11 protein-coding genes are annotated in these 14,368 nt (G+C 42.6%); 8 read left to right on the top strand and 3 right to left on the bottom strand.

Annotated elements, in window-relative coordinates:
- The first annotated feature begins 25 nt into the window (after positions 1-25).
- The 6 genes from I588_RS12335 (at position 26) to I588_RS12310 (ending at position 6,558) form a co-directional block, all read left to right on the top strand.
- Positions 26-913, top strand: a complete 888-nt coding sequence (locus I588_RS12335; RefSeq protein ID WP_010756220.1) for a class C sortase — start codon at positions 26-28, stop codon at positions 911-913.
- Positions 914-1,180: 267 nt separating this feature from the next.
- Positions 1,181-1,894 carry a helix-turn-helix domain-containing protein gene (locus tag I588_RS12330; RefSeq protein WP_010756221.1) on the top strand — a complete coding sequence of 238 codons (714 nt, stop codon included), beginning with the start codon at positions 1,181-1,183 and terminating at the stop codon, positions 1,892-1,894.
- A gap of 186 nt (positions 1,895-2,080) precedes the next feature.
- Positions 2,081-2,911 (top strand): PRD domain-containing protein, encoded by an 831-nt coding sequence (locus I588_RS12325; RefSeq protein WP_016250059.1) that lies wholly within the window; start codon positions 2,081-2,083, stop codon positions 2,909-2,911.
- Positions 2,912-3,019: 108 nt separating this feature from the next.
- Positions 3,020-4,948: a beta-glucoside-specific PTS transporter subunit IIABC gene (locus tag I588_RS12320; protein WP_010756223.1), complete on the top strand. Its 1,929-nt coding sequence runs from the start codon at positions 3,020-3,022 to the stop codon at positions 4,946-4,948.
- Complete coding sequence (locus tag I588_RS12315; RefSeq protein ID WP_010756224.1) at positions 4,949-5,932, top strand: ADP-ribosylglycohydrolase family protein; 984 nt, start codon at positions 4,949-4,951, stop codon at positions 5,930-5,932. It begins immediately after the preceding gene.
- Positions 5,933-6,063: 131 nt separating this feature from the next.
- Complete coding sequence (locus I588_RS12310; protein WP_010756225.1) at positions 6,064-6,558, top strand: macro domain-containing protein; 495 nt, start codon at positions 6,064-6,066, stop codon at positions 6,556-6,558.
- Positions 6,559-6,613: 55 nt separating this feature from the next.
- Here the strand turns inward: I588_RS12310 and I588_RS12305 are convergent, their stop codons facing one another.
- From I588_RS12305 to I588_RS12295, 3 genes are all read right to left on the bottom strand, one after another.
- Positions 6,614-7,561 (bottom strand): LacI family DNA-binding transcriptional regulator, encoded by a 948-nt coding sequence (locus I588_RS12305; RefSeq protein WP_010756226.1) that lies wholly within the window; start codon positions 7,559-7,561, stop codon positions 6,614-6,616.
- Positions 7,562-7,567: 6 nt separating this feature from the next.
- The gene (locus tag I588_RS12300) at positions 7,568-8,377 is read right to left on the bottom strand and encodes a Cof-type HAD-IIB family hydrolase (protein ID WP_010756227.1); all 810 of its coding nucleotides are present in this window, start codon (positions 8,375-8,377) and stop codon (positions 7,568-7,570) included.
- Between the two features lie 268 nt (positions 8,378-8,645).
- Positions 8,646-11,228 carry a MucBP domain-containing protein gene (locus I588_RS12295; RefSeq protein WP_010756228.1) on the bottom strand — a complete coding sequence of 861 codons (2,583 nt, stop codon included), beginning with the start codon at positions 11,226-11,228 and terminating at the stop codon, positions 8,646-8,648.
- 401 nt (positions 11,229-11,629) lie between these two features.
- Between I588_RS12295 and I588_RS12290 the strand changes: the two genes are divergently transcribed.
- On the top strand, positions 11,630-12,421 hold the full coding sequence (locus I588_RS12290; protein ID WP_010756229.1) for a MurR/RpiR family transcriptional regulator: 792 nt from the start codon (positions 11,630-11,632) through the stop codon (positions 12,419-12,421).
- Positions 12,422-12,545: 124 nt separating this feature from the next.
- Entirely contained in the window at positions 12,546-14,366 is a 1,821-nt protein-coding gene (locus tag I588_RS12285; RefSeq protein WP_010756230.1) for a beta-glucoside-specific PTS transporter subunit IIABC, read from the top strand.
- Positions 14,367-14,368 lie beyond the last annotated feature (2 nt).

Raw genomic sequence — 14,368 nt, 5'->3', positions numbered from 1 at the left:
TTTTTGCTTAAAAGGATGAGGGCTGATGGATAAAACACTTCAACAGAAAATCATTTCCAGGGTGATTGTGCCGCTGGTTTTTCTGATTGGCTTAGGTATTTTACTTTATCCTAAAATCAGCAATTATCTGCTCGTCCGTTCGCAAACGATGGTGGTAGAGCACTATCAGACTAAGGTAGCTGAGTTACCGGAAGAGCAAAAGGCAGAACTTAAAAAGGAAACCAAGAAATACAATCAATCTCGGATCGAGTCCACACCGTCACTGGGGAACACCTTTAGTGAAGAAAAAGTTCAGGATACCAAAGGGAATGCGGTAGATGATTCAGGCAATCAAATATTTGATGTGATGCAGGCGATGCTGGGAGAAACGCTAGGTACCATTGAAATACCCAAAATCGGTCTGAGTTCACCAATTTATAAAGGAACCACCGAGGAGATTTTACAAAAGGGAATCGGCTGGCTGGAAGGCAGCTCATTGCCAGCTGGGGGTGACAGCACCCATACAGTTTTGACAGGGCATCGGGGATTACCAACGGCGGAGCTGTTTACTAATTTGCCGGAAGTGAAAAAAGGCGATCAATTTGTGATTAGCTATTTAGACGAAAAGCTGGCCTATGAGGTGGATCAGATTTTGACGGTAAAGCCGGAGGAAACAGAGGCTTTGCGGATCGAGCCAGGTAAAGATTATGCTACTTTAATTACCTGCACCCCTTATATGGTCAACAGCCATCGTTTGTACGTCCGGGGGCATCGAGTACCTTACTCTGAAGAAAAGATTGCTGCTGAGAAGAAAGCAGGCAAGCAGCCATTTACTAAGTACCTTGTTTATGGAATTGCTGGACTGATCATTTTGTTACTACTGCTGTTTATCCTGCGACGACGCAAAAGAAACAAGTCTGAAACGAACTCATAGGGTATAAAAAAAGAGATGAAGTCTACGATATTGGTACTGTGTTAGGGAAGGTCACTTTTAGCAGCTGCAATTGACTCAGTCTTCCACTTAAATTATTCGCACAATCCGTCAAAGGCACCGAGAAATATATCTGGCATAAGCAGCGTGTGCTGTATGTACGAGGGCTCTAGGGGATTGATCGTTGAAGAACTACTTAACTCGGTATTAGAGAAACAACCGGAGCCTAAGAGGAAACAGACAAAAATGAAGTGAACAGGAGGAAGAAGTATGCGCCCAATTTTAATTTTAACTAAGAATTTACTAATCGAACAATCGCTGCAGGAGCAGCTGCAGCATCTTAATTACGAGGTGTTTTGTTCGACGTCCATTTTAAAGCAGCTGCAAAATAAACCGAATCAGCCTGAAATAGTGGAAGGCTATCAAGCAATTATTTTTAGCGAGACGCTGACGAATATGGAAATCCGCGATTTACTGCTGTTTATCACTTCAAGTGATTATTTGCTGATCCGCAAGCTGGTGCACAAACCTTCAACCACTGAGCAGGAAGAGCTGAATCAAATAGGATTGGATATGTGGATTTGTGAGGGTGAGCCGGTCGATTTGTTACGGGAACAACTGGCTCAGCAGTTAGCCAACGTACAAAAGAAGGAAAACAATAATGTTTTTTTCTTTTATCAAAAAGAAGATTCACCTAAAACGCTGGAGGAATTCAAAAAGAATCTGACTAAAAAGGAAAGTAAAACCTTTGAATGCCTGCTTACGAGTGAGGAGCCGCTGGTTTCTCGGGAAATGTTGTGCCAATACATATGGAACGGCGGCCCTAATAATTCTCGCCTGACTCAGATTTCGGTATTGATTAAGCGGCTTAAGCAAAAGCTGCAGGAGGCCGGCTTCCAGGAGGAGTTAATCGAGACCGTCTGGGGCTACGGCTACCAGCTGTCACCTAAGCTGTTGCAGTTTTACAATCAGGAACTGGTATAGGGAAAAGGAGCGGATTGTTCGCTTCTTTTTTATTTTTGACGGAGGAGGGAAATTTGTGGTGGAATTGTGTAGTTCTAAAAATAACTTCAAAGGAAAAAAGCCCACTTCGATTCAGGTCTTCTTGACAAAAATAAAATAACCTGTACTATAGCCTATGAAAGCGTGACCTGGGGATGGTGATGTGAGTTGCTTAGAATAAAGAAGATTTTTAACAACAATGTCGTGCTGGTAATTGATGCCAAGGGGCTGGAGCGGATTCTAATTGGCCGAGGGATTGCCTTTCGCAAAAAGGTAGGAGAAACCGTCCAAAAGGATAAGATTGAAAAAACCTTTGTGGTGGATTCCCCGAATGTGACCGATCGTTTTGTTCAGCTGATTGAAGAGGTGCCGGTGAACCGCTTAGAGATGGTTACGGTAATTATCAAGAATGCTGAAGTCGAGCTGAAGAAGAATTTTGACGGCAATACCTATATCGGCTTGGCGGATCACATTAATTATGCCGTAAATCGTTTCCGCAAGGGAGAGACGATTCGCAATGCGCTGCTGTTGGAGATTAAGAAATTTTATCCAAAGGAGTATGCAGCGGGACTGAAGGCATTAGAAACCATTGCTTATTATGAGGGCATTGAGCTGAATGAAGACGAGGTTGGCTTTATTGCGCTGCACTTTATTAATGGCGGATTAGGCAATGATACCACCCAGACGTTATTGACGGCTGAGACGCTGCAAAAAATTGTTTTGATCGTGGAGGATTGCTTAGGGATTGAGCTGGATATGGATTCCTTGAACTATATTCGCTTTGTGACCCACTTGAAATTCTTTATCCAACGTGTCATAATAAATGAACCAAGACGAGAAGCGGTACCCGAGATGTTCCATCAGGTGGTGCAGTTTTATCCGAAGGCGACAGAGAGCGTCGGGATTATTAAGAGCTATCTGCAGGACAAATTACATTGTCAGATTTATCCGGAGGAAGAGATGTATTTAATTCTACATGTCCAACGGCTAATTAAATAAACGGGATTGTAACTGATAAAGCAGGCAACACCCAAACAGGAGATGTTCAGCGTCTCTTGTTTGAGTGTTGCCTTTTTTGATACCCAAAATAAGAAAGGAAGAGGCAGAATGGAAAAGTATCAAGAGCTGGTAGCATTCATTTTGGAAAATGTAGGAGGCAAGGAAAACGTATTAAGTGTGACACACTGTATGACTCGACTGCGCTTTACTTTAAAGGATGATTCGCTAGTTAAAAAGGAGGCAATTGTTCAATCGCCAGATGTGATGAGTGCACAATTCGCCAGTGGCCGTTTTCAAGTTGTTGTTGGAACACATGTCGCAGAGGTTTTTCAAGTGGTGCAGGAAAAGTTGAACGGCACTGCAACAGCTGCGGTGGAAGAGGAAAAGAAAGGGATGCTTAGCACTTTAGTTGATACGATTACTAAGGTGATTACTCCGGTTCTAGGTATTTTGACTGCTTCTGGTTTGCTGCAGGGAATTTTGGCCTTGCTGACGGCAACGCATGTATTGGCTGTGACTGATGGAGCGTACATTATTCTGCATGCGATGGGGCAAGCAGTCTTCTATTTCTTACCTGTTACATTAGGTTATACCAGTGCCAAGGCCTTCAAGATGAATCCCTTTGTCGGCATGATGCTGGGAGCAACGTTGATTATTCCGGAATTGATGACGGGTTTGTCGGACGGCACTGTTTTATATACGTTGTTTAAAGGGACATTGTTCCAAACTCCGGTTTATAATACCTTCTTTGGGATTCCGATCCTGTTTCCGGCCAACGGTTATCAATATACCGTTATTCCGATTATCTTTATCGTTTATGTTGGCTCAAAGGTAGAAAAATGGTTGAAGAAGGTGGTGCCGGCAGTGATTGCCCACAATGTCAATTCCTTCTTAACGATTTTGATTACCGTTCCTTTGGCGATTTTAATTGTTGGACCAATTACCAATGTACTTAGCTCATTAATTAGTGCCGGGGTGTCAGGCTTGTATGGCATTTCGCCAATTGTAACTTCTTTGGTAGTGGCGCTGTTGTATCAACCGTTAGTAATTTTCGGCTTGCATTGGCCAATTTCAGCGATTGGGATTACCAATCTGGCCCAATCAGGAGTGGACTATATTTTCCCAATGTCCTTTACTGCAAACTTCGCCCAAACAGCTGTGGTGCTGGCAGTTTTCCTGCGAACCCGTTCAAAGGATCAAAAAGCCTTGGCAATCCCAGCGATGGTATCGGGGCTGTTTTGCATTATTGAGCCGGCCATTTATGGCTTCAGCCTGCCAGTGAAGAAACGCTTTGCCTTTTCAATGATTGGCGGAGCAGTAGGTTCCTTGATTTTAGCTTTTTCCGCTACGAAAATGTATGCAATGTCCTTTGGTATTTTAGGCTTTGCGGCATTTATCAATCCTGAAACTGGCAGCATGAATGGCTTGATTATGGCAATTATCGCAACGATTGCGACTTCAGTGGTGGCCTTTGTGTTAACCTATATAACCTTCAAAAAAGAAGACGATGTCGTGGACGAGCCAAAGAAGGAATTAGTAAAAACAGAAGTAATTACTGCTCCTGTTACTGGTGAATTGAAACCGATCGAAAGTGCTACTGATGCAACCTTTGCTTCAAAAGCTCTGGGCAACGGTATCGTAATTATACCGAAAAACGGCGAAATCGTTTCACCAGTGAATGGTACAATCGAAACGGTCTTTCCAAGCGGACATGCGATTGGGATTGTCAGCGATACGGGAATCGAAATCCTAATTCATATTGGAATTGACACAGTTGAGCTGGAGGGTGAAGGCTTTAAGCCCCTAGTTAAAAAGGGTCAGAAAGTGGTTCAAGGAGAAAAAATTCTTGAGGTAGACTTAGAAAAAGTCAAAGCAGCTGGTTATTCAATAGAATCGTTAATTACCGTTACCAATACTGATCAGTTTTTAGATGTCATGAGTGAATCGGCTGCCAATATCAAAGCCGGTGAGAAAATTTTGACTGTGATTCCTTTTAACAATCAAACGGAATTCAACAGCTTAGCGGAGGTAAATTAAATGCGAGAAAAAATATGGGGTGTATTAGCTGGAGGTGCTTTAGGCGATGCATTAGGCATGCCAACCGAGTGCTGGTCCCAGCAAAAAATCCGCCAACAGTTTCCTAATGGTGTCACAGAACTAGTTGCTTCTAACGAAAATGATGTCTTCGGTCGCAAGCTAGCAGCTGGAGCAATCACGGATGATACGATCAACGTCTTGATGATTTTATCCATGATTAAGAAAAACCAAGGCCGTATTCGGGTGGCCGATTATGTGGCAGAATTACGGGAATGGAACGACAACTCTCCTGTCTCAGCCTTCGTTTCTGGACCCTCAACCTTGAAGGCTTTGGATAAAATTGCGCAAGGGGTGCCAATTGAAGAAACTGGTGTAACCGGCACAACCAATGGGGCTTCCATGAAGATTGCCCCTATCGGCTTAATTAGCGATTACCGCAAGCTTCCTGAGCTAATAAAAAATGTGGCTGAAATTTGTCTGCCAACCCACAATACCAAAATCGCTATCGCTGGCGCCAGTGCGGTGGCAGCAGCTGTAAGCTATACCGTTCGTGGGGGCCAATCCATCGAAGAAATCTGGCAGCTGGCTTTTGCCGCAATTGAGGCAGCTCAGGAGTATGGCCACGATTTCCCAGCAGCTTCCTTGGCCTTTCGCATGAATCAGGCCAGAAAAATCCTGCAGGAAGAAACCGATGAAGCGATCATTCTGCAACGTTTGTATGAAGAAATTGGAACGGGGATGGAAACGATTGAGACGATTCCAAGCACCTTTGCGATTGTTGAATTAGCAGCCGGCAACCCATTGAAGGCTGCACAACTAAGTGCATCAGTTGGTTGGGATACAGATACTATCGGGGCGATCAGTGCCGCAATTTGCGGTGGTATGCAGCCGGATTTACCTAAAGAAATGATTCGTCAAATCGAAGCAGTCAATGAGCTGGATTTTGATCAGCTAACGGAGGAACTTTTGCCATTTGTTAAATAGAAGATAACCAGAGGGCGTTCCGCGAGTAAGCTGCGGAGCGCTTTTCCCATTGACTAAATCAATGGCAATTAATTACTAATGCGAGTATGATAAAAGAAAAAACAAGGCGGGTATTGAAAGGAGCAAATCTCATGATTAACATTATCCTTGGCGATATTACCAAACTAGCTTTCCATGTTGATGCAATTGTAAATGCAGCCAATGCACAGCTGATTCCTGGTGGTGGAGTAGATGGTGCCATCAATCGAGCAGCAGGTCCCGAACTGGGGAAGGCGATGGCCCAAATCGGTGGAACACCTACAGGTACAGCCGTGATTACTCCAGCCTACAAACTGAATGCCGAATATGTCATTCATACAGTTGGTCCAATTTATCGTGACGGGAAGCATGGCGAGGAAGCTCAGCTGTATGCGGCCTATGAAGCTGTTTTTGCCCTTGCTCATGAGAAAGGGATTCATTCTCTAGCCACGCCGATAATCAGCGCTGGCGTTTACCACTATCCTAAAGAGGAAGCAGCACGAATTCTTTATGAGGTAGCGTCTCGCAAGGAAAATGAGGACCTGCAGGTGAATATTGTCGTGATTCGCGAAAGCTGGCTGCCGATTTTTGAGAAATTAAAGGAATAGATACGAAGAAAGCAGCCTATGCTTGGATTTACCTAAAGTATAGGCTGCTAATTTCTTACCTAAGAATAAGCTTTGCTTCTTTTCTGCAGCAAATCTGTTGCTGATCTGATAAAAGAAAATCCACACAGTCTTGGCCAATCTCTCGAGAAGAAAAATCGATAGTAGAAAAATTCAGAAGTTTACTATAGGATGAGTTGCCCTCACCAACTAGACAAAAGTCTTTTTTATGCTGGAAGCCGGCCTCCTGAAAAGCGGCTAGAATTCCGGCAGCGGTGCTGTCCCCATTGGTGTACACGTACGCTGGAATTTTCCCAGCAGCTGCTTGCTTTTGTGCCCAAGCATAGCCGCTCTCATAGTCATCGATCTCCACAAAATAATTTTTCCCTTCTTCAGCTTTCCCAAAATATTGTTCAAAGGCCTTAATTTTATTTCTAGTGGTGATGCTTTGCTCAGCGCTTCTTTTGGTCACAAATACAACGTCCTTAACTTTCTTAGCGTGCAGCTGTGAGAATAACTGGTTGTAAACCTGTTCCCGGTCCGCATAGATCATAGGCACTTCGGTAGTTTCCAACTTCTCAGTCGAAACTAGTTTGCCCTTCGCCAATAGCCGGGACCAATTAATCGGATGGGGTGTTCGCGAGGTCAGAATCAAGCCATCAATTAATTTTTGCTCCAGCATGGAGTAGTAATAATTTTCCGTTTCCTGTTCATAGTAGGTGGGCAATAGTTGTACCTGATAGCCCTTTTCCTTGGTTGCTAGTAAAATACTGTCGATTAATTGGTCGTAGCAGGAATTATTATAGGGAATTTGTACACCGATTATGCCGCTTTTTCCGGTACTCAATTTTACGGCATTCCCGTTTCTGATGTAGCCGGTTTTTTCGATGGCCTCTTGGACTAGTTTTCTCTTCTCATCAGACACATATTTTTCCTGATTAATCACTCTTGAAACCGTAGAGAGCGAGACACCGGCCAGCTTAGCAATATCACGAATATTTGCCATGAAACATCACACCTTTAATAGTAGTGCTTCTATTATATCAAACACACTCTCTTGATTATTTGATCCGATCACTTTTCCGGCTGCTTTTTTAACTGCTGGCTGGGCATTTTCCATGGCAAAGCTGAAGCCGGCATATTCCAGCATTTCGATATCATTCCCACTGTCGCCAAAGGCCGCTAGTTCGCTAGGGGAAATAGCCCAAACCTGGCACAGCTTCGATAGCCCATAGGCTTTGTGAACACCAGGAATAATTAAATCAATATCGCCGTGGCCGCTGGAAACAGGGATTAGGTCTTCGGCTAAGAGGTCAGTTAAAGCTGCCACTTTCCCGGGAATATTAATGTTAGGAAAGGACAGGGCGAATTTGAAAATGTCATCCGATTCAGTCTGGATGTCCGCCAAGTTTTCCAAACGCTTAATACTAGGATAATAAAACTGCACACTTTCAAAGCGTTCCGCTGGCAGCTGCGCTGAAACATACGCGCTATTTTTGCCACATAATACAATGGCTGTCGGGTCTAGGGTCTCAATTTTTGCCAGTGCAGCGAGAACTACCTTCATATCTAAACGGGCATTATCAAAGTGTTCTCCCTCTAAAACAATATTCGCCCCGTTCTCAGCAACGAAGGACATTTTTTCGTGGTTGTCAGGAAAGAAGCTTTTCAATTGGTCGTATTGATTGCCGCTAGCAACGACAAACTTAATGCCTTTTTCCTGCATTTGATGGAATAACTGTTGGAACCGTTCATGGTTGTAGGCCTTTTGATCATCTAAAAACGTGCCATCCATATCTACAGCAATCATTTTGATCCCCATTTTTCCAACTCCTTCTTAAGGTTTATATAAATAGAATACACTCTGAAACGCATCCCAGGTCAAGAAATTATTGACAACGAAGACCAAGATAGAAGTTTGACAATACTAAGGAAGGAACTTGTTGAGTATCGAGGATGGTGCTATTAATAAAGCACAAGATTTACAACTTGGCATCCTAATAAGCTGATTCTAAATAGTTTTTTAGCGGTCAGACAGACAAAATAAACCAACCCAATTACTTTTTAGTAATTGAGTTGGTTTTATCAAGTTATTTAGTGGTTCTTCGTTTGTAGACAATCAAGCCAGCTAAGGATAAAAAGATCAAGCCAGCCAGGGTCAGAATCATGGAAGTCTGCTCACCAGTTTTGGGGTAAGTTGTACTTGAATGATTGCTTCCAGACTGCTTATTAGAAGGAACAGTAGTCGTTCTATCTGAGACTACTGAACTTCGCTGCTTGGCATAAATATAATTTACAGTAATTGGATCTTTAGTAAAGCTGCCGGCAGCATTTTCTGGTAGTTTAGACTGAACCAATTTGTACCCATTAATGGTTTTTCCGGTAGTGGTGTAGTCCTCACCTATCTTCCCAGTTTGAGTATCTGAAGGAGCTAGCGGTTCGCCGTTTTCGTCAAGATAGTTAGTCGTAACAGTCCCTTCAGCTACTACAGTAGGCTGCTCAATTTTTTTGTATACAAAGGTAACAACTTGTTCTTCGCCAGAGAAGGTTCCCTTCATGTTACTAGGCAGCTTTTCTTCAACGAGCGCATACCCATCAATACTTAATTTGTATTTATCTGAGGAGACATCATAGCTTTCACCGATTGGTCCGCTAAGCGTCTGTTTCTGATGAATCTCCTTACCGTTTTCGTCGACATATTTAATTAAAAGGTTTCCCGTCTCAATGTTTGAAAGCTTAGAATAAACAAAAGTCACCGACTGAGCTTCAGTAGAGAATTGCCCTTGCGCTGGATCGCTATTCACTTGTACTTCCTTGAAGGTAAAACCATCAATAGTAGCTGGTTCGACGAGGTAATTACTACCAACTGAACCATGGATAGTTTGCCGTTGTTGAATTTCGTTGCCGTCTTCGTCAACATATTTAACTAAAAGATGTCCCAATTCAACATTAGGCAACTTAGCATAGACTAAGGTAACGGATTGGGGATCATTCCCAAATTGCCCTTGAACAGGGTCACTGCCAGTTTGAACTTCTTTAAAGCCAAAGCCATCAATAGCCGGAGTATCTACGAGGTAATCACTGCCGACTAACCCATGGATGGTTTGTCGTTGTTGAGTTTCGTTGCCATCTTCGTCAACATATTTAACTAAAACATGTCCTAATTCAACATTGGGTAACTTAGCGTAGACCAAGGTAACAAATTGGGGTTCATTCCCAAATTGTCCTTGAACAGGGTCACTGCCATTTTGAACTTCTTTAAAGCCGAAGCCGTCAATAGCTGGAGTATCTACGAGATAATCACTGCCGACTTTACCATGGATAGTTTGTCGTTGCTGAATTTCGTTGCCGTCTTCGTCAACGTATTTAACTAAAACATGCCCTAATTCAACATTAGGTAACTTAGCGTAGACCAAGGTAACAGATTGAGGTTCGTCATTAAATTGCCCTTGTCTCGGAGCACTACCTGTCTGAACCTCTTTGAAGCCAAAGCCATCAATAGCTGGAGTATCTACGAGGTAATCACTACCGACTAACCCATGAATGGTTTGTCGTTGCTGAATCTCATTGCCGTCTTCGTCAACATATTTAACTAGAACATGACCCAATTCAAAATTGGGTAATTTAACATAGACTAAGGTAACGGTTTGGAATTCGTCATTAAATTGCCCTTGTCTCGGAGCACTACCTGTCTGAACCTCTTTGAAGCCGAAGCCATCAATAACCGGAGTATCTACTTGGTAATTACTGCCGGTTTGTCCGTGAATAGTTTGTCGTTGTTGAATCTCCTTACCGTTTTCGTCAACGTATTTAACTAAAACATGACCCAATTCAACATTGGGTATTCTTGCATAGACTAAGGTAACGGTTTGTGCATCAGCAGTGAATTGCCCTTGGAGTGGGGCACTGCCAGCTTGCACTTCTTTAAAGCCAAAGCCGTCAATAGCAGGTGGTTCAATTTGATAGTCACTCCCGACTTGTCCCTTAATAGATTGCTGCTGTCGAAGGACATTGCCGTTTTCATCTACATAACGAATATTTATAGAACTTTCTCTATTAACTTCCTTATACACATAGGTGATGACCTTTGTACCTTCCCCTAAGCTTCCGGATAAAGGGGCACTGCCAGCCTTAACGTTGCTGAACTCATAGCCAGGGATATCTTTGGGAGTATCCGCAGAGACATCGTACCAAAACCATGAAGGCTCATCGTGTTTTATTTCGTCAGGCGAGATTGTTTCGCCTGCTTCGTTTTCATACCGTAAAATCAAGCTTCCATAGGCGGTAATATTAAAGTTAAACTGGTCTCGATCATGTCCATTCTCACCCTGCTCTTCAAATATTAGGCTAACATTTCCGCTTTCAATAAAGGATAGGGAAATTTCTGTTCTTCCCGCTTCACCTGATGAAGGGGAAACAGCAACTTTGCCATCAGCTGAGGGCGAATTGGTGACTGCCCAAGGGTAATTACTAACGACAACCACTTTCTTTTCGCTACCAGACTTAACCACTTGATTATCGAAAATGGAGCCGGGCAAAAATTCCTGTCCATCAATTTCTAATTTTATATCTCCATATGCTCGAAGGCCTGGCTGATTTTCAGCAGCTAGAGCACTTACTGGAAATAAAGCAGCAAGCAAGAATACAACTATAATTTTTGTTAATATTTTCATGATGTACCTCCTTGTCTGATAAATACTAACTACAAATAACTAATTGTACAAATTATATGATTGGAATAGACCAAGTAATTGCTAGAAGAACAGCGCTTTTTCGTCGGAATGAACTAGCTAAGATCTGACTAGCGAGCGAAGGGTATACTCCTTAAATTTAGTAGAAATGACTGATCAAAGGAATAAGCTACTTCCTCGGATGTTTGATTGTTAATAGGAAGCAGTTTTTTAATTATCAACCTGCTGTAAAGAATAATAGTTAAAGGCTAAATACTTATATAATTATAATGAAGGCGGTAACAAATGAATATTGACATGCTTGATGTTTTACCCTAAGATGATAGAACTAACGCGCCTGATTGTGAACAGGCGAGAAGCTTGACTTCCAAGGGGGAAGAATCATGTCAAAAATAAGTTCGCCTTACGGACTAGGGGTTTTATTGTATGCCTTTTTGAATCGAACAGAGTTGAATTCGCCTTATTATACGGTAGCTAAATATATTTTGACTCACATGGATGAACTGCAGAATGTAGCAATCAAAGACTTGGCAAATAAAACTCACGTTTCTACTGCAACCATCAGTCGGTTTTGTAAGGAGATTGGTCTGCAAAGCTTTGCGGAATTGCGAGAAGTCATCAATCATCGCCAGCAGGCAACCGAGCCTCATTACGAATTTGAACCAGTTGAAGAGAATCAACCGCTAGTTGCCGGTTATCTAGGAGCAGTGAAAAGTGATATTGATCAGCTGATGCGGAAAATCGATTTAGCCAAGCTGGAGCATTTGATAGACGAAATTCACCATTACCAAGATGTAGCAACCTTTGGCGCAATGCACATGGAGACTGTTTCGCTGCTTTTACAAAATAATTTGTTCCGCTGCAAAAAAATCATTGAAACTCGGCTGGACCCAAGAAAACAAGTGGAATTAATGGAGAACACGCAGCAGGAATTATTGGTCATCATTTTTTCCTTATCCGGCAACTATGTTCGGGAATATTTTGCTGATATTAGTCAGAAGGAACAGGTAAAGATCTATGTCATTACGATGAATCCAGAGATTGAAAAGCTGAAATATGTGGAAGAGGTCATTTTACTGCCAGAGGGTGCAGACAGCTTTTCGGCTCATCCGTTAGACTCCCTGCTGATTGTACAGCTTATTACGCTGCTGTATTACGAAAAATATGTTAAGTGAACTGGAACCTAGCAAGGGTTTCAGTTTATTTATTTTCAGAATCTGAAAATAAGCAGTTTGTAAAAATAAAGCGGCTATACTTTAATCAAGAAATCGATTTCAAATCAATCAGGAGGAAAAAAAGATGAGTTATCAAAAAATGGCCGCAGAAATAGTTACTGCTGTCGGAGGAAAAGAAAACGTGGTGGAGTTATCCCATTGTGCGACACGACTGCGTTTCGTTCTTAAGGATACGGCTACTCCACAGGATCAGCAGGTGGATAAGATTGTCGGAGTAAAAGGGATTTCCCGGACTTCGGGACAATATCAGATTATTATTGGCACAGAGGTTCCGGAGGTCTATGCTGAAATCAATCAATTATTAGGAGATATCCAACCGACGAATCAAACAGATCAACCCAAGGAAGGGCTGTTTAATCGATTCCTGGGCATTATTTCCGGTTCGATTACCCCGATGATTCCGGCATTGACAGGAGCCGGTCTGTTAAAAGCATTCTTAGCACTTTTTGTTAATTTAAAATGGATTAATGCCACTTCAGATACGTATGTCATGTTAAATTTTGTAGCAGATGCGGCCTTTTATTTCATGCCTATCATCGTAGCCTATGGTGCTGCTAAAAAGTTCAAAACCAATCAGGTGCTGGCAATGGTAGTAGCGGCAACCTTGATTCATCCAACCTTTACCGCCTTAGTCAGTGAAGGAAATTCCTTTACCTTTTTAGGTCTGCCAGTAACCCTGGTAAGCTACGGCAGTACTATTATTCCAGCCTTGCTGTCGACTTGGCTGATGTCGTATGTGGAAAGAATCAGTGATCGTATCATTCCTAATTTCTTGAAGTACTTTTTAAAACCGTTAGTGGTTATTGCTGTGACTGCCACTATTACACTGTTAGTTTTGGCACCATTAGGTAATTTAATCGGAAACGTGGTAGCTGGTCTTATTGATGGCTTGAATGCCTATGGTTCATGGATCGTACCAACCGTTATTGGCGGATTGTTCCCATTATTAGTTATGACAGGAATGCATTGGAGCTTGGCTCCGTTCTGGCTGGGATCAATTGCCCAAACCGGTTCAGAAACCTTGTTAGGCCCTGGATCTCTGGCATCAAATATTGCCCAAGGAGCGGCCAGCTTAGTTGTAGCCATCAAAACTAAGGACCCAGAACAAAAATCAATTGCCAGCTCTGCCGGTTTTACAGCTTTATTGGGGATTACTGAGCCAGCAATGTTTGGCGTGACCATTAAACAAAAGAGTATTCTGTTTTCAGTTATGGCTGGAGGTTTAGTCGGTGGGGCATATGCGGGATTCTCCGGTCTGGTGCGTTATTCGGCTGGTGGTGCCGGGATTGCGTTATTACCAGTCTTTGTTGGTGAAAATCCAATGAACCTAATTCATGCGCTAATTACTATGCTAATTGCTTTTGTAACTACTTTTATCATCACTTATGTTTGGGGCTTCAAGCCAGAACAGCAGCCAGCGGCTCCTCAAAGCTATGGAAAAGTGACGATCGATGCCCCAGTAAAGGGTGAAACGATTGATTTAAGCAGTGTTAAGGACCAAGTATTTTCTCAAAAAATGATGGGTGACGGCTTTGCAATTATTCCTAGTGAAGGAAGTGTCGTTTCACCAGTTGACGGTAAAGTAGCAATGCTCTTTGATACCAAGCATGCAATCGGTATAGCCTGTGACAATGGACTGGAAATCTTAATCCATGTCGGAATTGATACGGTTAATCTAAACGGAGAAATGTTCAAGGCTTTGGTTAAGCAAGGAGATTCAGTTAAGAAAGGCCAGCCCCTGTTAACATTTGATTTGGCAGGCATTAAAGCGGCCGGATATGATCCAACAACGATGGTGGTATTCACTTCACCAGTTAAAGAAGTCAGCCCAATTTCTTTAGGGGCAAAAAATACAACAGAAGCTGTACTATCAGTAGAAGTATAAAG

Origin of the sequence: Enterococcus pallens ATCC BAA-351 (genome assembly GCF_000407485.1) — a bacterium.
Lineage (GTDB): Bacteria > Bacillota > Bacilli > Lactobacillales > Enterococcaceae > Enterococcus_A > Enterococcus_A pallens.
Note: the sequence above shows the minus strand (reverse complement) of the source record. Positions and strands in the feature narration are given on the sequence as shown.

Bases quoted from the DNA above. Each gene is read 5' to 3' on its own strand.
- I588_RS12315 (WP_010756224.1), top strand. From the start codon at position 4,949: ATGCGAGAAAAAATATGGGGTGTATTAGCTGGAGGTGCTTTAGGCGAT.
- I588_RS12335 (WP_010756220.1), top strand. From the start codon at position 26: ATGGATAAAACACTTCAACAGAAAATCATTTCCAGGGTGATTGTGCCG.
- I588_RS12305 (WP_010756226.1), bottom strand. From the start codon at position 7,561: ATGGCAAATATTCGTGATATTGCTAAGCTGGCCGGTGTCTCGCTCTCT.
- I588_RS12300 (WP_010756227.1), bottom strand. From the start codon at position 8,377: ATGGGGATCAAAATGATTGCTGTAGATATGGATGGCACGTTTTTAGAT.
- I588_RS12290 (WP_010756229.1), top strand. From the start codon at position 11,630: ATGTCAAAAATAAGTTCGCCTTACGGACTAGGGGTTTTATTGTATGCC.
- I588_RS12320 (WP_010756223.1), top strand. From the start codon at position 3,020: ATGGAAAAGTATCAAGAGCTGGTAGCATTCATTTTGGAAAATGTAGGA.
- I588_RS12285 (WP_010756230.1), top strand. From the start codon at position 12,546: ATGAGTTATCAAAAAATGGCCGCAGAAATAGTTACTGCTGTCGGAGGA.
- I588_RS12295 (WP_010756228.1), bottom strand. From the start codon at position 11,228: ATGAAAATATTAACAAAAATTATAGTTGTATTCTTGCTTGCTGCTTTA.
- I588_RS12330 (WP_010756221.1), top strand. From the start codon at position 1,181: ATGCGCCCAATTTTAATTTTAACTAAGAATTTACTAATCGAACAATCG.
- I588_RS12310 (WP_010756225.1), top strand. From the start codon at position 6,064: ATGATTAACATTATCCTTGGCGATATTACCAAACTAGCTTTCCATGTT.